Below are 19322 nucleotides of genomic sequence, written 5' to 3'. Positions count from 1 at the left end.
CACTTCATAAAGCGCAGATTTCATGACTGATTTTTTGGAAACCGGTGACTATGCATCCCCAAATCTGGCACAGGTGCAGCAATGGCTGGCCAACACCCAGCGCCTGGCCGTGCTCACCGGCGCAGGCATCAGCGCCGAATCGGGTGTGCCCACCTTCAGGGACGGGGGATCGGCTTTCTGGGCGCAGTTCAAGCCCGAGGACATGGCCAGCGAAAAAGGCTTTAGACGCGATCCGGCCCTGGTGTGGCGCTGGTACCAGTACCGGCGCGAGCTGATAGCCGCCGTGCAGCCCAATGCCGGCCATCGGGCGCTGGCTTCCTGGGCCGGGCGGCATCCGGGGTGTATGACGCTGATTACACAGAATGTGGATGGCCTGCATCAGCGTGCCGGCAGCGCAGGCGTGCTCAATCTGCATGGCGAATTGATGCAAGACCGCTGGCTGGAAGCCGGCTGCGGCCGCTGCCAAGCGGATGCGGTGACCGCCGCCGAGCCGCCGCGCTGCGCCCTGTGCGGCAATATGCGCCGCCCGGCCGTGGTCTGGTTCGGCGAGGCCTTGTCACCCGCTGTCTGGAATGCCGCCGAAAGTGCGGCCAACACCTGCGAGTTGATGCTGGTGGTAGGCACCTCGGGGGCGGTATATCCGGCGGCCGGTCTGGCCATTCGTGCCAAGCGCCACGGGGCCAAGATCGTCATCGTCAACCCCCAGCCCAGCGAGCTTGATGAGGTGGCCGATGTCTTGCTGCGCGGCCCGGCGGCGGCGGTGCTGCCGGCTTTGCTCAATGTTTAGAACAGCGGGCTTTTGAAAAAATCCAAGGCCGCCTTGGCGGCGGCAAAGTTGTGTTCGATGGCAGCTTGCTGATCGGCCGTGGGCGGGGTCTTGATCGAAATGGAAGGGCTGGATTTTGAGGCTTTTGGGGCGCTGGCAGCCGGCTTGCTTGCGCTGATAGCTACTGAATCGGTAGCGGGGGGCTGCAGCGGTGGCTGTGTTGCAGGGGCGGCCAGCAGCTGCGCCAGATCCAGGGCCGGGTTGAGCTGCCACAGGCAGGACACATAGGTGGCCATGGCCACGGCCGGGTCGCCGCGTTCTATGCGCGCCATGGTGGGCTGGGAGATACCCAGCCGGGTGGCCCACTGCAGCTGGGTCTCGCCCCGGCTTTTGCGCAGGCTGACGATGCGCTGGGCCAGTTGTTCGATCTGCAAAAGAATGGCCGGTGGAAAGGCTGCGGGACTGGTGTTCTGACGGGGCATATGCCAATGGTAGTGGGCTTGCGGAGCCCATCATGCCTTGCGCATGGTTTCTATCGCTATCAGGCGGCGAGTTTTCGCATCGTCCTACGGTCTGGGCCTGGATGGCTGTGAAACCATGGGCTCCAACCGACGGAGGTCTTGAGATGAAAGCATTGCACACGCTCTTCACCGTGATTCATTCCCTGATTGCGCTGTTGTTCACGCTGGCCTCGCTGGCCCTGATCTGGGTGGCGTGCAGCCGGGGCTGGCAGATTCTGAATGCCGGGCTCAATGAGAAGGCCACCCTGCATATCGTAGAGGTCCTGGGGACGCTGGCATCAGGCGTCGTCGCTCTGCAGATTGCGCAGACCGTGGTGGAGGAGGAGGTGATTCGCGAAGCCCATATCAGCGGCCCAACCCGTGTGCGCCGCTTTCTCTCGCGCTTCATGGTGGTGCTGGTGGTGGCTCTTGCCATTGAAGGGTTGGTAGCTACCTTCAAGGCCCAGGATTCTGCTGCCGACATGCTGTACTCGGCGGCCTTGATTGTGGCGGTGGGCATCTTGCTGGCCGGCTGGGGCCTGTTTGTGCACTTGAACCGATCGGCCGAGGAGTTGGAGCCCGAGGCCATGCAGGCCGCCAAGGGCGAGGATCACAAGGTGAGCTGAAGTCGCGCTTGAAGCTCCAACCGCCAAGGCCCGGGACTGATCCCGGGCCTTTTGCTGCACGCTCTTGTCAGGCGGCAAGCCGGTACAGCGTGCCGTTGAACTCCAGCTTGGCGCTGGCATGCAAGGCATCGAGCTGGGCCAGGATCAGCTCGCGCACCGGCGCGGTAATGGCGCTCAGCCCCAGCAGGCGGGCCACGGCAGTGGGCAGCTCGTCGCGCTGGCCGCCCAGGTTGCTGTGCAGCGTCGCCACAATCGCCTGGCGGATTTCTGCCGGTGGCAGGCATTCGAGCTTGCGCAGATTGGCGGAGGCAGCGGCCGAGCGGTCGCGCACGCGAATGCTGCGGCCCGGAATGTCCAGAAACTCCTCTTCCATGCTGATGGCCTGGTCGGCCAGCAGGCTTTGCCTGGCTGCGTCCAGCGCTTCGCGGATGCGGCTGCCCGCGCGCTGCAGGCCCCACAGCGTGCGGATGCGGGTGGTGAGTTCGTCAAAATGCACCGGGCCTTCTGCCTCCACCACCTGCAGCAGAATCTGCGCCAAGCGGGCGGTGGGAACGCTGTGCAGTTCCAGCTCGGCAGGCACGCTCAGCTGTGCCAGGGCATAGGGCTGGGCCAACGCCTTGGCAGCAGCCGTCTGCGCGGTTTCGGTTTCGGGCGTGCGTTCCACGGTTTTGATAGCGGTATCCGCAGTTTGTGCCTGGTCTGGAGGCTGATCTGGCTCGGATTGTTCCTGTGCCGCAGCTTGCGCGATAGCGGCCTGAACTGCGGCCAGTACCTTGGCCGTCTCGGCGCGCGGCTGGCGGAACCAGTCGCAGCCCCAGATGCGGTGCAGCTTCCAGCCATGGCCTTCGAGCACGGTCTGACGCAGGCGGTCACGGTCGCGTGCGCTGCGCGAGCTGTGATAGCTGGCGCCGTCGCACTCTATGCCCAGCAGATAGCGGCCCGGCTGCGCAGGGTCCACCACGGCCAGATCGATAAAAAAGCCGGCAATACCGATTTGCGTGTGCACGGTCAGGCCTTCGTCCACTAGGGCCTGGTACACATCTTCTTCCAGCGGCGACTCCAGCGTGCGGCCGCTGGCATCGGCCACGGCCAGCTGGCCTGTGGCTGCGTAGTGCAGAAAGACCTTGAGGGCGGCCACGCCCTGGCCCTTGCCGCGCTCCAGGTCGATATCGTCGGCGGTGATGGAGGAAAACACCTCGCAGCGCTGCTTGGCGCGCGAAATCAGCACATTCAGGCGCCGCTCGCCGCCATCGGCGCTGACCGGGCCAAAGCGCATGGGCAGATAGCCGTCCTGATTGCGGCCATAGGCCACCGAGATATAGATGACGTCGCGCTCGTCGCCCTGCACATTTTCCAGGTTCTTGATGAAGAAGGGCTCGTTGGGGTGGGCGACAAAGAAAGGTTCGGCCTCGGGCTGCTGGCGGCGCAGCAGCTCCAGCTCGTCTTGAATCGCCACTTTCTGCTGCAGCGAAAACGCCGCCACGCCCAGGCTCAGCTGCGGTGTTTGCAGGGCGTGCTGCATGATGGCCCTGGCAATGGTCTGGGCTTCCACCCGGTTCACGCGCGTGGCGCCGCTGTCAAAGCGGCCCTCGGCCACATGGTGAAAGCGCAGGCCCATGTGCGCATGGGCCGTGTAGGGGCTGGGCACGATGAATAGCTGGCTGTTGTAGAACTGCTGGTTGGATACGGCAATCAGCGACTGGTGGCGGCTGCGGTAATGCCAGCGCAGCATGAGTTGGGGCATGCCCTTGGCAACGCACAGGCCCAGAATGCTTTCCACATCGGCGGCGCCGGCAATCAGCGCGTCTTCGTCGTCCTCGTCGGGCAATTCCTGCTCGCTGGTCATGCGCGAGAAAAAACGGGTGGGCGGCAACTGGCGCTCATCGCCCACCACCACCAGCTGCTTGCAGCGGGCCACCGAGCCCAGGGCATCCACGGGCTCGATCTGGCTGGCTTCGTCAATCACCAGCAGATCGAACTCCACGGCGCCAGGCTCCAGAAACTGGGCCACGGACAGCGGGCTCATCATGAACACTGGCTTGATGGCTTGCACGGCCTCGCCGGCCAGCTTGAACAGCTTGCGCAGCGGCATATGGCCGCGCTTGCGCACAATCTCGCCATTGATCACGCCCATGGGGCCAATACCGGCGCTTTGCCCATAGGCGGTGCGCGGAACCTGCTCGTAATGCGATAGCGCGGACTGGGCCCGTGCCAACGCGATGCGCTGCAGATCCAGCGAACGAAACTGCTGCACCTTGAGGTTGTGCTGGTCGCCGTTGAAGGCCACCAGCTCGGGAGCCTGCTGCGTGGCCTGACGCAGCAGGCTTTCGTAGTAGGCGCGCTCAAAGGCCTGGGGCAGGGCGTCCAGGCTGAGGGCCTGCTGCTCCAACTCGCTCACCAGGGGCGCAAGTCCGGCTTCGCGGGCTTGCAGGCGGGTGGCATGGTAGGCGGTCCAGTCCAGCAGGCTGGCGGGCTGCTCCATCCACCATGCCAGGCGTTCGCTCAGGGCTTGCAGCGGCACTTGTGCCAGGGCGCTGGCGGCAAAAGCCTCGCGGGTATCGAACTGGTAATTGGCCAGCACGGCCTGCGCTGCCGGCTCAAAAGCCTGCAGCGATGTTTGGGCGTCTTGCGCCAGCTGTGCGCATTGCTCGGGCGAAGCCAGCTGGGCAAACAGCCTGCGAAAGCTCTCGCTGTGGCCAGTGCCATCGGGGCCGGCCATCCAGCTCAGCACGGCTTGCAGCTGGCCCCATGGGCTGGTTTCGCCCTGCCACAAGCTGCCAAAGGCGGCAGCGCCATCGGCTTGTTGCTGGGCCAGGGTCTGGCGCAGGCCTTGGGCCTCCATGAGCTCGTCAATCCGCGCCAGCCGCAGCTGCCTGTTTGGGGGTAACGGGGTTTTGAGCTGGGCTTTGAGACTGGAAAGTGCCTGTCGGTAGCCGCTGTGGAAGATGCGAAACAGCGAATCGCCATGGGCGGCGATCAGCTGGCGCGGGCTGTTCCAGTCCACCGTCCATGCAGATTCCGCAAAGTGCTCGCGTACTGACGGGGCCAGGAGCTGGAACTGCGTGCAGGCGGCCACCAGCTGCTGCAGTCTGGCCATGCCATGCTCCCAGATGGCGTTGGCCACGGCCTGCCTGTCGAGTGGCGGTGCACTGCCCAGTTGCTCGGCCAAGGCAATCTGCTGCTGAAGTTCTTCGATGTTTTTAGCTTCAATCCCATGCAATGATTGAGCAAGAAGCTCTATTTTTTGTAGCAATAGCTGTAGCTGCTGTTGCAGCGCGGGCAGAGTTTGTAGAAAGCGGTCCGCGTCAAGCTTGAGTAGTGCCGGATGGCAGACGCCGCGCCAGGCATGCTCGGTCACGGGCCAGACTTTGGCAGCCGCCTGGCGCAGGGCTTGCACCAGCTGGCTGCGGGCGTGAAGCTCCGGGGGAGACCATTGTGGCGAGCCCTGGAGCAGCTCGGGCAGATGGGCGATCTGCACGGCATCGAGCCGGGCCAGGCGACCCAGGATTTGATAAGGCGTGAGCGCACAGGGCGCCAACGCCGTGTGCAGGGTCTGGCTGTGCTGGTTGAGCTGCTGCTGCACGCCCGTCAGCTCGTTGATGATTTGGTCGCGCTGCTCCACCCGGGGCTTGCCCAGATCGCGCGTGGCCTTGAGCTCCTCCAGCACCTTGCGCTTGTTGGCGTGGTGGCTGTGCAGCTCCAGACAGGCAGGGCCCAAGCCCACGGCTTTGAGACGGCGGTAAACCACCTCCAGCGCCGCCATCTTCTCGGAGATGAACAGCACTTTTTTGCCATCGGCAATCGCCGCCGCAATCACATTGGTGATGGTCTGCGATTTGCCCGTGCCCGGCGGGCCTTGAATCACCAGATTCTCGCCACGGCGCACGGCCTCTATGGCCAGGGACTGCGAGCTGTCGGCATCCACCACATGGCGCTGACCGACCACAGGAATCAACTGATCGATCTCGGCATCCTCGGGAAACAGGGCATCGCGCGCTGCAAAGCCGTTCTGCAAGGTGGCGGCGATCAGCGGCTGCTCGTCAATGCGCTGGCCCTGGGGCCAGGTGCTGGCATCCAGGTCGCGGTACATGAGGAACTTGGCAAAGCTGAAAAAGCCCAGCGTCATCGCATGGGGCAGCACTTCCCAGTCCGCTTGCGAAGCCAGGCGCGCGCGGGTCTGCTCCAGATAGTCGGCCGGGTCGAAGTCGTCGCCGGCCTTGAATTCGGGTAGCTCCAGGCCGAAGTCGGCCTTGAGCTTGGCGGCCAGAGACAGGTTTTCTGCCGCATCTTCCTGCAGCCAGGAGAGTGTGAAGCGCTCGGCCGCGCTTTTGCGCTCCAGCGCCACGGGCAGCAAAATCAGCGGCGCAAAGCGTTCCTTGTCCGGCGCATTTCTGTCTTTCCATTTCAGCTGGCCCAGGGCCAGGAACAGGATGTTGACGCCTTGCTCCTCCACAAAGGTGCGGGCGTCGGAATACATGTCCAGCAGGCGGCGCTGCAACTGCTCCGTACCCAAGCGGGTCTGCAGCTTCAGATCGCGGTGACGGGGGGCGACGCCGGCCGCCGGGTCTGCGAGCGAGTCGGCTTCTGGCTGGGGCAGGGCCAATGCGTCTGGCGCATAGGCTGCATCAGCCCCGGATGCATTGCTCTGGGTTTCGCCGGCCTTGGCGGGCACAAAGCTCATGGCCCGACCTTCGACGACCAGCAGGCGATAGACCTCGGGCGTCAGCTCGTCGGCAAAGTGCAGCAACTTGGCCGAGGCACTTTGCGGCAGGCTCAGCAGCCGGTTGCGCGTGGACAGGTCCAGCAGCGCCTGGCGGCTTTTTTCCAATTGACGGGCGATGGGGGAGAAGTTCGGGTCTGCTTGCATGAGGCTTCAAAAAGCACAGTGAGTTGGCACTTTAGCCTGCTCCACTGTGCTGATGAACCCGATGGCGCTTGCATGGCGATTCAATGGCGGTACCTGAGCTCCGTTTGTCAGAGCTTGAAGCCGAACTCCAGCGCGACAAAAGCGGAGCATTGGTTGCACATCTTGGGCGCGGCCCTGAGCGTCACGCTGTAGCGCTCGCTTTGCCAGCGAAGCAGGGCACCTGCTGCGAGCATGACGGGCTTGGTGTAATTGGTGCGCAGCCCTGCATAGACGCCGGTTTGCAGATTGCCCATGGCGATGGGAGTGTACTCGCCGATGGCATAGGTGCTCCACTGATCAATGCTGTTGCGGTAAAAGCCGGCCTGCACCGATAGATCGCTGGAGAATTCGCGCCTGATGCCTAGGCCCAGGTTCTCTTGATTCCATTGCTTGCCGTGTTGCCGCTCACTGAAGTGGTAGCTGACGGTATGAAGATTGATGTGCCAGCTTTCCTCGGCATGCAAAGCACCACCGGAAACAGTCAGGATGAACGCTGCCAATGCTTTGAACGAATTCATTTCTCTTCCCCACTTTGCTTGCAACACGCATGCAGACCCGTCAAAAGACATCCTTGGCTTGTGTTCATGACACAAAGAGCAAGGGGTTTGGTGCTTCAGATGAATTCCCGATTTCTGTAAAAAATCATGTAAGCCCTGTGTCTCAATGTCTTTGGCTATGAGGTAACGAGGTGTAGGAATAGCTCTTTTCAATGAGTAGCTAAATATTGTTTGAACTTATAAAAAATGTTGTGTTTTGTAAGTAAAAAATAAAGGCAAACTGAAGGTTGCTTCCTGCTGGTTGACGCTGGCTGCGCCAAGAAAAAAGGCCGCAAAAATGCGGCCTTTGGGCGAGTGAATCTTGATCAGACGGTATGCCGTCTTCTGTTCGAGTTCTAGTCGTTAGGATGCTGCTTGGCAGCTGCCGCCCGCAGCTTGTCCTTCTTGCTGGGGCGCTTGCCCTTGATGCCGCCATTGCCGTCCTGGGCTATAGGTGGAGGTGGCACTTCCTCGGTGGGTTCGAAACCTGCCACTTGCTCCAGCGTGAGATCCAGTGCATTGCGCTTGCAGATCAGATTCCAGTGTGCTGTTTCCGCTGGCGTAACAAAAGTAATAGCAAGACCCGTATGGCCTGCACGGCCTGTGCGGCCAATGCGATGAATATAGTCGGCAGCCGAACGGGGCAGGTCGTAGTTGACGACCACGGGCAGCTGTGAAATATCAATACCGCGTGCGGCCAGATCGGTGGTAATGAGCAGCTGCCAGCGCTTGGCCTTGAACTGATCCAGCACCTCTTTGCGCGCACCCTGGCTCATGTCGCCATGGAAGGTGGTGGCAAAAACGCCGTTCTTGTAGAGTTTGTTGGCCAGCATCTCGGCCGTGTGGCGCTTGGCCACAAAGACCAGGGCACGCTCCCAGCCATCGCTTGGCGCATCTTCTGCGCTGCCGTCTTCGCCAGCCTGCTTGCTGCCCTTGGCCAGCTGTTGCAGCAGCTGGGCACGGCGTGTGCTGTCCACGGCAATGGCGCGCTGGTCGATGTTTTCGGGGCTGGCCGCGTGTTCAGCGTCTTGGCCTGCATCCACTTGGGCGCGCACCGGGTCGTGCAGCAGCTGGGTGGCCAGGGCTTCCACGTTTTGCGGATAGGTGGCGGAGAACAGCAGGGTCTGGCGCTTGGTCGGCAGCAGGGCCAGCACGCGATTGAGTTCTTCGGCAAAGCCCAGATCCAGCAGGCGGTCGGCTTCGTCCAGCACCAGATGCTGTACCTGGCCCAGCCTGACGGCATTGCTATCCACCAGATCCAGCAGGCGGCCCGGAGTGGCCACCAGGAAATCGGCGCTGCCGCGCAATTGCATCATCTGCGGGTTGATGGAGACGCCGCCGTAGACCACGCGGCTGCGTGGCTGGTCCTTGAGGTTGCGGGCCAGATCGCTCAGGCTTTCATGCACCTGCAGGGCCAGCTCGCGCGTGGGCACCAGGATCAGTGTGGCCAGATTGCGCACAAAGCCCGTGTGCTGGCGTCTGGCGCTTTCGGCTTGCCAGCGTTGCAGCAGCGGCAGCAGATAAGCCGCCGTCTTGCCCGAGCCCGTGGGCGCGCATGCCCACAGATCGCGCCCGGAAAGGACTGCGGGGATGGCCTGGGCCTGGATGGGGGTGGCGTCGGCCAGACCCAGTTCGCGGGCGGCGTTCACAAGCTCAGGGCGCAGACCTAAAGGGGCAAAGGACATAAATACGATGAAAAAGGGCAGTGCAGGAGGCGCATTGTCGAGGAATTGCCGCTTCGCAGCATGGCGCAGGGACAAGCTACAGTGCTCAGACACATATCAGCAGGAGATCCAGGCATGGCCCAGGCGACTTACCCCGCAATCGTGATTCAGGAATACGGCGGCCCCGAAGTGCTGCAAATCGCCAATGTGGCGGCCAGTCCCTTGCTGGCGGGGCAGGTGCGGGTGCAGCACCGCCGCATTGGCGTGAATTTTCATGACATCTATGTGCGCTCGGGGCTTTACAAGACGTTGGCGCTGCCCGGAACGCCGGGTATTGAGGCTGTGGGTGTGGTCACCGAACTGGGCGAAGGCGTGACGCGCTTCAGGCCGGGCGACCGGGTTTGCTATATCTCGTCGGCCTATGCGGTGTATGCCGCCGAGCGCGTGATTGCGGCCGATGAGCTGATTGCCGTGCCCGACGATTTGAGCGATGCCCTGGTGGCATCCAGCCTGCTGCGTGGCTTGACGGCCGATGTGCTGCTGCACCGCGTGGCCCGGGTGGAACAGGGCTCGCGCATTCTGGTACAGGCGGCGGGTGGCGGCATGGGGCAGATTCTTTGCCAGTGGGCCAGGCAGCTGGGAGCCACGGTGATCGGCACGGCTGGCAGCGACGCCACGGCCCGCAAGGCGGAGCAGGCGGGCTGTGCGGAGGTGATCCGCTACCGGGGCCCGGGCGCGCAGGATGTGGCTGCTCGTGTGATGGAGCTCACGCAGGGCGAAGGCGTGGATGTGGCCTATGACGGCGTGGGGCGGGACAGCTTTGACGGCTCGCTGGCCAGTCTGGGCTGGGGTGGGCAGCTGGTGATGTACGGCCAGGCCTCGGGGCCGGTGGCGCCGCTGGAGATTGCGCGCCTGGCGGCCCGCTCCAGCAGCGTAAGCCGTCCCATGGTGTTCCACTTTGTCAAGCAGGCCGAGCAGCGTGACGCCATGGCGGAGCGGGTGTTCGAGGCCTTGCGCCGCAAGCATTTCTGCATGGGTGAGCCGCTGGAGTTTGCGCTGGCCGATGCAGCTGGGGCGCACCGGCAACTGGAGGCGCAGGGTGCACTTCAGCCGATTTTGCTGGTGCCCTGAGTTGAGGTTGTTAGTAAATTAATAGCTTTTAGCGCATGTGATTATTGGGGTAGAGGCTTGAAAAGCTTGAAGTTCATAGGTGCAAAGAAAAAGCCCGCAGGCATGAAGCTTGCGGGCTTTTTTCGCTTCAGACCCGGCAAGCCGGGCCTGAGAGAGCCAATCAACGCTGAGCGATAGGCTTGACGTCGCGGGCCACCGAGCCGGTGAACAGCTGGCGAGGACGGCCGATCTTGTACTCGGGGTCGGCCATTTGTTCGTTCAGCTGGGCGATCCAGCCCACGGTGCGGGCCAGGGCGAAGATGCCGGTGAACAGGTTCACTGGAATGCCGATGGCGCGTTGCACGATGCCGGAGTAGAAGTCCACGTTGGGGTAGAGCTTGCGCGAGACGAAGTAGTCGTCTTCCAGGGCAATCTTCTCGACTTGCTTGGCCAGGGCGAACAGAGGATCCTTTTCCAGACCCAGCTCTTGCAGGATTTCGTTGCAGGTTTCCTGCATCAGCTTGGCGCGAGGATCGTAGTTCTTGTACACACGGTGGCCAAAGCCCATCAGCTTCACGCCGCTGGTCTTGTCCTTGACCTGTTCCATGAACTCGCCAACCTTGGCGATGCCGCCATTGGCCTGGATCTGTTCCAGCATGTTCAGGCAGGCTTCGTTGGCGCCGCCGTGGGCAGGGCCCCATAGGCAGGCCACGCCGGCGGAGATCGCGGCGAAGGGGTTGGTGCCCGACGAACCGCACAGGCGCACGGTGGAGGTCGAAGCGTTTTGCTCGTGGTCGGCGTGCAGGATGAAGATGCGGTCCAGAGCGCGTTCAACCACGGGGTTGACCTTGTACTCTTCGCAAGGGTTGCCGAACATCATGCGCATGAAGTTGCCAGCGTACGACAGATCGTTCTTGGGGTACATGTAGGGCTGGCCCACACCGTACTTGTATGCCATGGACACCAGCGTAGGCATCTTGGCGATCAGGCGGATCGCGGCGATTTCGCGGTGTTCAGGGTTGTTGATGTCGGTGCTGTCGTGATAGAAGGCCGACATGCCGCCCACCAGACCGGTCAACACGGCCATGGGGTGAGCATCGCGACGGAAACCGCGCAGGAAGAATTGCATCTGCTCGTTGACCATCGTGTGCTGAGTCACGCGGTTTTCGAAGTCAGCCTTCTGGGTTTCGTTGGGCAGCTCGCCGTACAGCAGCAGGTAACAGGTTTCCAGGAAGTTGCAGTTCTTGGCCAGCTGTTCGATGGGGTAGCCGCGGTACAGCAGCTCGCCCTTGTCGCCATCGATATAGGTGATGGCGGACTGGCAGGCGGCAGTAGAGAGGAAGCCCGGGTCATAAGTGAACATGCCGGACTGACCGTACAGCTTGCGGATGTCGATCACATCCGGGCCGATGTTGCCCTGATAAACCGGCAGCTCGACGCTGGGTGCGCCATTGCTGAAAGACAGCGTTGCTTTGTTGTCAGCGAGTTTCATTTCCAAACTTCCTTCTCTAGATTGCCTAGCCTACTGGGGGTTAGAGCCGGGTTGGCGTTTGCGCACCATCTCCAGCACTTCCCTGACTTCTTGGGTATCGAGTTGTCCTTCAGGTTCCTTGCGGCGCAAGAAAAGATCCATCAGGTCGTTGTCTGCCAAATCCATCAAGGCAGACATGCCAGCCGCGTGTCTTTGCGTCAACTGGCTTGCGTAGGTGGCGAAGAACTGCTCGATGAACAGATCGTTTTCAACCAGGCCACGGCGGCAGCGCCACCGCAGCAGGTCGCGCTCACGTTCTTCGAGCAGGGTATTCGTCATCAGCATCAGACGGTTCGGCGAACCATCAGCTCCTTGATCTTGCCAATGGCCTGTGTGGGGTTCAGGTGCTTGGGGCACACGTCCACGCAGTTCATGATGGTGTGGCAACGGAAGAGGCGGTACGGATCTTCCAGGTTGTCAAGGCGCTCGCCCGTGGCCGTGTCGCGGCTGTCCGCGATGAAGCGGTAAGCCTGCAGCAGGCCGGCCGGGCCTACGAACTTGTCGGGGTTCCACCAGAACGAGGGGCAGCTGGTGGAGCAGCTGGCGCACAGAATGCACTCGTACAGGCCGTTGAGCTCTTCGCGCTCTTCGGGCGACTGCAGGCGCTCCTTGGTCGGCGATGCATACAGATCGCTTTGCAGGTAGGGCTTGATCGAGTGGTACTGCTTGAAGAACTGCGTCATGTCCACGATCATGTCGCGGATCACGGGCAGACCGGGCAGGGGCTTGAGAACGATGTCGCCCTTGAGGGTGTTCATGTTCGTCAGGCAGGCCAGGCCGTTCTTGCCGTTGATGTTCATGGCGTCCGAACCGCACACGCCTTCACGGCAGGAGCGACGGAAGGAGATGGAAGGATCCATTTCCTTGAGCTTGACCAGTGCATCCAGCAGCATGCGTTCATGGCCGTCCAGCTCTACCTGCACGGTTTGCATGTAGGGCTTGGAGTCTTTATCCGGATCGTAGCGGTAGAGTTTGAAAGTACGCTTCATTTTGATCTTCTCTCGTGGGCGGCTGGATTAGAACGTACGGACCTTGGGAGGTACGCTGGCAACGGTCAGAGGCTTGAGGTTCACAGGCTTGTAGCTCAGGCCGTTGGAGGCGCTGTCCCACAGGGTGTGCTTGAGCCATTCCTTGTCGTTGCGGCCCAGCGGGAATTCGGCGTGGTCGGCAGGGTGCTCGTAGTCGTACACGGTGTGTGCGCCACGGCATTCCTTGCGGGCAGCAGCCGATGTCATGGTGGCTTGTGCCACTTCGATCAGGTTGTCCACTTCCAGGGCTTCCATGCGGGCGGTATTCCACACCATGGACTTGTCCTTCAGAGTCACCGAGCCCACGCGTTCGCGGATGGCGTTGATCTTGGTGACGCCTTCGTCCATGCTCTTTTGCGTACGGAACACGCCAGCATGCGTTTGCATGGAAGCGCGGATGTCGCCGGCCACTTCCTGGGCGTACGTGCCTTCCTTGGATTCCTGCAGCTGGTTCAGACGTGCCAGAGTGCGGTCCGAGCCGTCGGCAGGCACGGCCTTGTGAGCGCCAAAACCGTTGACGAACTGCACAATGTGCTTGCCCGCAGCCTTGCCGAACACCAACAGGTCCAGCAGCGAGTTGGTGCCCAGGCGGTTGGCGCCGTGCACCGACACGCAAGAACATTCGCCCACGGCGTACAAGCCGTTGACCACGTTGTTCTGCTGTCCGTCCCAGGTCACGACCTGGCCGTTGATGTTGGTGGGGATGCCGCCCATCTGGTAGTGGATGGTGGGAACCACGGGGATGGGTTCCTTGGTGATGTCCACGTTGGCGAAGTTGTGGCCGATTTCTTCCACCGAAGGCAGGCGCTTGCGGATGGTGTCTGCACCCAGGTGGTCCAGCTTCATCAGGATGTAGTCCTTGTTGGGACCACAGCCGCGACCTTCCTTGATTTCCTGGTCCATGGAGCGGGACACGAAGTCACGTGGAGCCAAGTCCTTCAGCGTAGGAGCGTAGCGCTCCATGAAGCGCTCGCCTTCGCTATTCAGCAAAATAGCGCCTTCGCCACGGCAGCCTTCGGTCAGCAGCACGCCGGCACCGGCCACGCCGGTGGGGTGGAACTGCCAGAACTCCATGTCTTGCAGCGGGATGCCAGCGCGTGCGGCCATGCCCAGGCCGTCGCCGGTGTTGATGAAGGCATTGGTCGAAGCCTGGAAGATGCGGCCAGCGCCACCGGTAGCCAACAGCACCGACTTGGCGTGCAGCTCGTACAGGTCGCCGGTTTCCAGTTCGATGGCGGTCACGCCCACCACATCGCCGTCCACGTTACGGATCAGATCCAGGGCCATCCACTCCACGAAGAAGTTGGTCTTGGAGGCCACGTTTTGCTGGTACAGCGTGTGCAGCATGGCGTGACCGGTACGGTCAGCGGCAGCGCAGGCGCGTTGCACGGGCTTTTCGCCGTAGTTGGCCGTGTGGCCGCCGAAAGGACGCTGGTAGATGGTGCCGTCGGGGTTGCGGTCGAACGGCATGCCGAAGTGCTCGAGCTCGATCACGACGTTGGGTGCTTCACGGCACATGAACTCGATGGCGTCCTGGTCGCCCAGCCAGTCAGAGCCCTTGATGGTGTCGTAGAAGTGATAGTGCCAGTTGTCTTCGGCCATATTGCCCAGCGACGCGGACACGCCACCTTGGGCTGCCACGGTGTGCGAACGGGTAGGGAAAACTTTGGTCAGCGAAGCGACGGACAGGCCGGCACGCGACAGTTCCAGCGCAGCGCGCAGGCCGGAGCCGCCGGCACCGACGATGACGACGTCAAACTTGCGCTTGGTGATTTTTGCTTTGGTATAGCTCATTCTTAACCTTCAATCGTGGAGACTGTGTCTCGATCAGAGACGCCACAGAACCTGGATGCCCCAGCCGATGCAGCCGACCAGCCAGACGATCGTGAAAACGTGCAGGACAAAACGCAGGCCCACGGGCTGCACATAGTCCATCCAGATGTCGCGCACGCCAATCCAGGCGTGCCAGCCCAGCGACACAAACAGTGTCAGGGTCAGGAACTTCATCCATTGGGGGGCAAAGACGCCAGCCCACATTTCATAGCCCACGGGTTCGCCGGAAGTCAGAAAGCGAACCAGCAGAACCACAGTGAACAGTGCCATCAGCACTGCAGTAGCGCGCTGGGCCAGGAAGTCGCGGGTGCCGTAATGCGCGCCGACCACGGTGCGCTTGGAGCCGTAATTCACGGACATGGTTTTTTCCTTATCGTGAGGGTTTGATTGCTGCTGTACTGTTTAGTACAGGCCAAACAGCTTGGCGCCGAGCGCAGCAGTCAGGGCGAGGCTGATGACCAGCACGGTCACGGCAGTGCTCTTGCCGGTCTGCTTGTTGGCAGCGTGATGATTCACATCCATCACCAGGTGGCGAACGCCGGCGCAGAAGTGGTGCAGATAAGCCCAGATCAAGGCCAGGCAAGCCAGCTTGGCCAACCAGCCAAAGCCGCCGGCGAAAACCGAAGTGAACGCGTCAAACGAGATTTCCGAAGACAGGGACTTGTCGAACATCCAGATGATGAATGGCAACAAGAGGAACATCAGCAGACCGCTGATGCGGTGCAGAATGGACACGATGCCGGCCAGGGGCAGGCGATAGGTCGGTAGGTCTTTGAAAAAATTGATATTGCGGTACTCAGGCCGCTTTTTGGCTTGCTCTGTCATGGCAGGGTGCTTTCGTGGATGTAACTGCGTTGTAATCGCTAGTGCGAAGCGACACAAAATTCTATTGCAATGCAGCAGAAGCTGTTGGCCGAAATTGCTTAGCAGACGACAGAGAGTCGTTGCAATTCATGCTTTTCCGGGGGATTTAGCTCAAAGCATTGCGGTAATGATGGGTATCGGTGCGGTAGAGACCGCGGCGTAACTCCATTGGAACATCGTTGTAAGTAAAGGCCGTGCGCTCCACGCTGAGGAGTGGCGTAGTGCTGGGAATGCCCAGAATCTGCGACTGCTCTGCGTCAGGGAGGACGGCACGAATTTTTTCATCGGCCCGCACCATGCGCACGCCATATTCGAGCTCGAACATGGCGTAGGTCGGGCCCTGGTAATTGGACATCTGCTCGATTGTCAGGCCCTTGAAGGCGTTGCCCGGCAGCCAGATGTCTTCCAAAATCGTAGGAATACCGGCAAACGCCAGGGTGCGGCGCACATGCATGACGGCATCGCCCGTGCGCAGGGCCAGGGAGCGGGCCACATCAGCGGGCGCGCGCAGGCGGCGGCATTCCAGGATATGGCGCTCGGCACGGCCTTCGCGCTGCAGGTCGCCGGCGTCGGGCTGCAGCTTCAGAAATCGGTATTGCACCTGCTGGGCGGCGTGGGTGGCCACGAAAGTGCCTTTGCCCTGGCGGCGCATCACCAGGTTCTCGGCTGCCAGCTCGTCAATGGCCTTGCGCACCGTGCCCTGGCTGACCTTGAAGCGGGCCGCCAGCTCCATTTCGCTGGGAATCAGTTCTCCGGGGCGCCATTCGCCAGCCTCAAGGCTCTGCAGGATCAGTCCCTTGATCTGTTGATAAAGTGGGCTGAAGGCCGGGGTCGATACGCCAGCGCCACCGGTGTTGGTGGCGGATTCTGGGGCTTGATGGTGAAGGGTAGACATAGTTTTTTTAGAGGGGTGCCTCCGCGATGCGACGCGCAAAAACGATTGAGTGTTTGTGCTAGTGTAGCTCTTTGTGGATCATATCTTATATAAGATATAAGACAAATTGACCAGGCTTAGAATTCAGCAGTACACTTCCGCCATGTTTTGTGGCGCACGGGCTGCCGGTGTTAGACGCTGGTGCCGCCTGGCACTCATAACATCCCACTTTTTTCCAATTGGAGTTTCACCATGAGCAAGAAGCCCGTCCGTGTTGCCGTTACTGGCGCAGCTGGCCAAATCGGTTACGCACTGTTGTTCCGCATCGCCTCCGGCGAAATGTTGGGCAAGGATCAGCCCGTCATTTTGCAACTGCTTGAGATTCCCGACGAGAAGGCTCAGAACGCTCTGAAGGGCGTGATCATGGAGCTGGAAGACTGCGCATTCCCTCTGCTGGCCGGCATCGAAGCCCACAGCGATCCTCTGACAGCCTTCAAGGACACCGACTACGCTCTGCTCGTGGGTGCCCGTCCTCGCGGTCCCGGCATGGAACGTGCTGACTTGCTGGCGGCTAATGCCCAGATCTTCACGGCCCAGGGCAAGGCCCTGAACGCTGTTGCTTCGCGCAATGTCAAGGTTCTGGTTGTGGGCAACCCCGCCAACACCAACGCTTACATCGCCATGAAGTCGGCTCCCGATCTGCCAGCCAAGAACTTCACCGCCATGCTGCGCCTGGACCACAACCGTGCTGCTTCCCAGCTGGCTGCCAAGGCAGGCTTCAAGGTTGGCGACATCAAGCACCTGACCGTGTGGGGCAACCACTCGCCCACCATGTACGCTGACTACCGTTTCGCAACCGTGGACGGCAAGTCGGTCAAGGACATGATCAACGATCAAGTCTGGAACAAGGACGTGTTCCTGCCCACCGTGGGCAAGCGCGGCGCAGCCATCATCGCTGCTCGCGGTCTGTCTTCGGCTGCCTCGGCTGCCAACGCTGCCATCGACCACATGCGCGACTGGGCTCTGGGCTCCAACGGCGAATGGGTCACCATGGGCGTGCCTTCCAATGGCGAATACGGCATTCCTGCCGGCATCGTGTTCGGCTTCCCCGTGACCACTGAAAACGGCGAATACAAGATCGTCGAAGGTCTGGAAATCGACGCTTTCTCGCAAGAAGGCATCGACAAGACTCTGGCTGAGCTGCAAGGCGAGCAAGACGGCGTCAAGCACCTGCTGTAAGCCAAAAGCCAGCGACTCGCATGCAAGACTGGAACCCTGCGCTGTATCTGCGCTTTGCCAATGAGCGTACGCGCCCGGCGGCAGAGTTGCTGGCACGCGTGCCCCTGACTCAGGCCCGCCATGTGGTGGACCTGGGCTGCGGGCCGGGTAATTCCACCGAGCTGCTGGTCCAGCGCTTTGTCGGTGCCCAGGTCCTGGGCATCGACAATTCCGAGGCCATGGTGCAAGCCGCCCGCAAGGCGCTTGCCCAGGCCCGGTTTGCCTTGGGAGATATTGCTTCCTGGGCGCCAGAGCAGGGCGCGGAGGTCGATGGCGTCGCCCCCGATCTGATTTATGCCAACGCTTCCCTGCAATGGGTGGGCGGGCATGAGACGCTGATTCCCCGTCTGTTTTCGCAGCTGGCCCCCGGTGGCGTGCTGGCGATACAGATGCCAGACAATCGTCAGCAGCCCTCGCACCGCCTCATGCGCGAGGTGGCCGAGCTGCCGCAGTTTGTCTCGCACATCGGTGATGCCAACAAGGTGCGCACCGAGATTTTGCCCATTGGGGCTTATTACGATTTACTGGCTGCGCCTGGCGCGCAGTCTGCCTGCGTGGATGTGTGGCACACCGTGTACCAGCATCCCATGGAGTCCGCCGCATCCATTGTTCAGTGGCTGAGCGGAACCGGGCTCAAGCCCTTTGTCGAAGGCCTGCCGACGGCTTTACAGGCCGAGTTTCTGGCCGAGTACCAGCGCCGCATCGATGTGGCCTATCCGCAGCGTGCCGATGGCAAGCGCCTGCTGGCTTTTCCCCGACTTTTTTTGCTGGCTCAGCGCAAGGCATGACGATGGAAATGGTTCATCCCGCTTCGGTTTTGTTGGATGCGCAAGGTGGGGCCCTGCGCCTGCCGGTTTGTGACCACTACAGCGGCGTGGAAGTGCGCATGCGCAAAAGCCTGCAGCTGCAGGCCGAGATGCTGCAGGAATTCGGCACCTGCGTCTTTGATGTGACGCTGGACTGCGAAGACGGCGCACCCGTGGGGCAGGAGGCCGCGCATGCCAAGCTGGTGGCCGAGCTGGCCAATGGCGCAGCCGCAGGCACCCGCGTGGCGGCCCGCGTTCATGCGGTGGATCATGCGCACTTTCAGGCGGACATGGACATCATCGCCGGTGGCGCGGCGCACAAGCTCTGCCACATCATGATTCCCAAGGTGGAATCGGTGGACGATGTGCTCATGGCTGAAAAAGCCTTGCAGCGCGCTTCAGGCAAGCGTATTCCGCTACATGTTTTGATTGAGTCACCGGCGGCGGTGCAGCAGGCTTTCGAGATTGCCTCCCACCCCGCAGTGCAAAGCATCTCGTTTGGGCTGATGGATTTTGTCTCGGCCCACGGTGGTGCGATTCCCGCTTCGGCCATGACGGCGCAGGGCCAGTTCGAGCATCCGCTGGTCGTGCGTGCCAAGCTGGAGATTGCCGCCGCCTGCCATGCCCATGGCAAAGTGCCTTCGCACTGTGTGGTGACCGAGTTCAAGAATCCACAAGCACTGCAGGCCTGCGCGCAAAAAGCCTCGCGCGAGCTGGGCTATACCCGCATGTGGAGCATTCATCCGGACCAGATTCGTCCCATTTTGCGTGCGTTTGCGCCCGCAGATGACGAGGTGAGACAAGCGGCACAAATTCTTACCGCGGCGGCGGTGCAAAATTGGGCCCCCATCAGTCTGGATGGGGTATTACATGATCGCGCCAGCTACCGCTATTTCTGGCAGCTGCTTGAGCGCGCTCATCAAACGGGGCTGACCTTGCCGGATGCTGTGCAACCGTGGTTTGCTCCTAAGTTTAACAATTGAACCCAACCGAAAGTCTC

17 protein-coding genes are annotated in these 19322 nt (G+C 61.5%); 6 read left to right on the top strand and 11 right to left on the bottom strand.

Going from position 1 to position 19322, the window contains the following annotated elements:
* The first annotated feature begins 22 nt into the window (after positions 1-22).
* Complete coding sequence (locus tag EAO39_RS17030; RefSeq protein WP_120969754.1) at positions 23-787, top strand: NAD-dependent deacylase; 765 nt, start codon at positions 23-25, stop codon at positions 785-787.
* On the opposite strand, the gene EAO39_RS17025 is transcribed toward EAO39_RS17030, so the two are convergent.
* Positions 784-1248: a helix-turn-helix transcriptional regulator gene (locus tag EAO39_RS17025; protein ID WP_120969751.1), complete on the bottom strand. Its 465-nt coding sequence runs from the start codon at positions 1246-1248 to the stop codon at positions 784-786. The genes EAO39_RS17030 and EAO39_RS17025 overlap by 4 nt on opposite strands.
* Before the next feature lie 143 nt (positions 1249-1391).
* On the opposite strand from EAO39_RS17025, the gene EAO39_RS17020 reads away from it, so the two are divergent.
* The gene (locus EAO39_RS17020) at positions 1392-1892 is read left to right on the top strand and encodes a hypothetical protein (protein ID WP_120969748.1); all 501 of its coding nucleotides are present in this window, start codon (positions 1392-1394) and stop codon (positions 1890-1892) included.
* Between the two features lie 67 nt (positions 1893-1959).
* Here EAO39_RS17020 and EAO39_RS17015 read toward each other — a convergent pair whose 3' ends face one another.
* The 3 genes from EAO39_RS17015 to EAO39_RS17005 form a co-directional block, all read right to left on the bottom strand.
* Positions 1960-6759 (bottom strand): DUF3320 domain-containing protein, encoded by a 4800-nt coding sequence (locus tag EAO39_RS17015; RefSeq protein WP_120969745.1) that lies wholly within the window; start codon positions 6757-6759, stop codon positions 1960-1962.
* A 107-nt stretch (positions 6760-6866) separates the two neighbouring features.
* Positions 6867-7316 (bottom strand): hypothetical protein, encoded by a 450-nt coding sequence (locus EAO39_RS17010; RefSeq protein ID WP_120969742.1) that lies wholly within the window; start codon positions 7314-7316, stop codon positions 6867-6869.
* 374 nt (positions 7317-7690) lie between these two features.
* Positions 7691-9019 (bottom strand): DEAD/DEAH box helicase, encoded by a 1329-nt coding sequence (locus EAO39_RS17005; RefSeq protein WP_120971214.1) that lies wholly within the window; start codon positions 9017-9019, stop codon positions 7691-7693.
* A 114-nt stretch (positions 9020-9133) separates the two neighbouring features.
* Between EAO39_RS17005 and EAO39_RS17000 the strand changes: the two genes are divergently transcribed.
* Positions 9134-10129 carry a quinone oxidoreductase gene (locus tag EAO39_RS17000; protein ID WP_120969739.1) on the top strand — a complete coding sequence of 332 codons (996 nt, stop codon included), beginning with the start codon at positions 9134-9136 and terminating at the stop codon, positions 10127-10129.
* Between the two features lie 160 nt (positions 10130-10289).
* On the opposite strand, the gene EAO39_RS16995 is transcribed toward EAO39_RS17000, so the two are convergent.
* The 7 genes from EAO39_RS16995 to EAO39_RS16965 all read right to left on the bottom strand — a co-directional run bounded on the left by EAO39_RS16995 (position 10290) and on the right by EAO39_RS16965 (position 16259).
* On the bottom strand, positions 10290-11600 hold the full coding sequence (locus EAO39_RS16995; RefSeq protein ID WP_120969736.1) for a citrate synthase: 1311 nt from the start codon (positions 11598-11600) through the stop codon (positions 10290-10292).
* A gap of 30 nt (positions 11601-11630) precedes the next feature.
* Positions 11631-11924, bottom strand: coding sequence for a succinate dehydrogenase assembly factor 2 (locus tag EAO39_RS16990; RefSeq protein WP_120969733.1), 294 nt, complete (start codon positions 11922-11924; stop codon positions 11631-11633).
* Positions 11924-12628 carry a succinate dehydrogenase iron-sulfur subunit gene (locus tag EAO39_RS16985; RefSeq protein ID WP_120969730.1) on the bottom strand — a complete coding sequence of 235 codons (705 nt, stop codon included), beginning with the start codon at positions 12626-12628 and terminating at the stop codon, positions 11924-11926. Before EAO39_RS16985 ends, EAO39_RS16990 begins: the two co-directional genes overlap by 1 nt.
* A 27-nt stretch (positions 12629-12655) precedes the next feature.
* A complete protein-coding gene (gene sdhA, locus EAO39_RS16980; protein WP_120969727.1) occupies positions 12656-14461 on the bottom strand; it encodes a succinate dehydrogenase flavoprotein subunit in 1806 nt (601 codons plus the stop codon).
* Positions 14462-14494: 33 nt separating this feature from the next.
* A complete protein-coding gene (sdhD, locus tag EAO39_RS16975) occupies positions 14495-14860 on the bottom strand; it encodes a succinate dehydrogenase, hydrophobic membrane anchor protein (RefSeq protein WP_120969724.1) in 366 nt (121 codons plus the stop codon).
* Between the two features lie 42 nt (positions 14861-14902).
* The gene (sdhC, locus tag EAO39_RS16970; protein WP_120969721.1) at positions 14903-15325 is read right to left on the bottom strand and encodes a succinate dehydrogenase, cytochrome b556 subunit; all 423 of its coding nucleotides are present in this window, start codon (positions 15323-15325) and stop codon (positions 14903-14905) included.
* Positions 15326-15470: 145 nt separating this feature from the next.
* Complete coding sequence (locus EAO39_RS16965; RefSeq protein ID WP_120969718.1) at positions 15471-16259, bottom strand: GntR family transcriptional regulator; 789 nt, start codon at positions 16257-16259, stop codon at positions 15471-15473.
* A gap of 231 nt (positions 16260-16490) precedes the next feature.
* On the opposite strand from EAO39_RS16965, the gene EAO39_RS16960 reads away from it, so the two are divergent.
* Genes EAO39_RS16960 through EAO39_RS16950 form a run of 3 tightly spaced genes read left to right on the top strand, consistent with a single transcriptional unit; the run spans position 16491 to position 19305 of the window.
* Positions 16491-17477: a malate dehydrogenase gene (locus tag EAO39_RS16960; RefSeq protein WP_120969715.1), complete on the top strand. Its 987-nt coding sequence runs from the start codon at positions 16491-16493 to the stop codon at positions 17475-17477.
* 20 nt (positions 17478-17497) lie between these two features.
* Positions 17498-18304 carry a trans-aconitate 2-methyltransferase gene (gene tam, locus EAO39_RS16955; protein ID WP_120969712.1) on the top strand — a complete coding sequence of 269 codons (807 nt, stop codon included), beginning with the start codon at positions 17498-17500 and terminating at the stop codon, positions 18302-18304.
* Positions 18301-19305 (top strand): aldolase/citrate lyase family protein, encoded by a 1005-nt coding sequence (locus EAO39_RS16950; RefSeq protein WP_120969709.1) that lies wholly within the window; start codon positions 18301-18303, stop codon positions 19303-19305. Before tam ends, EAO39_RS16950 begins: the two co-directional genes overlap by 4 nt.
* The last annotated feature ends 17 nt before the right edge of the window (positions 19306-19322 follow it).

It is taken from the genome of Comamonas sp. lk, from assembly GCF_900564145.1.
Classification (GTDB): domain Bacteria; phylum Pseudomonadota; class Gammaproteobacteria; order Burkholderiales; family Burkholderiaceae_C; genus Comamonas.
The sequence above is the reverse complement of the archived record's forward strand: the minus strand, read 5'-3'. Positions and strand labels throughout refer to the sequence as shown.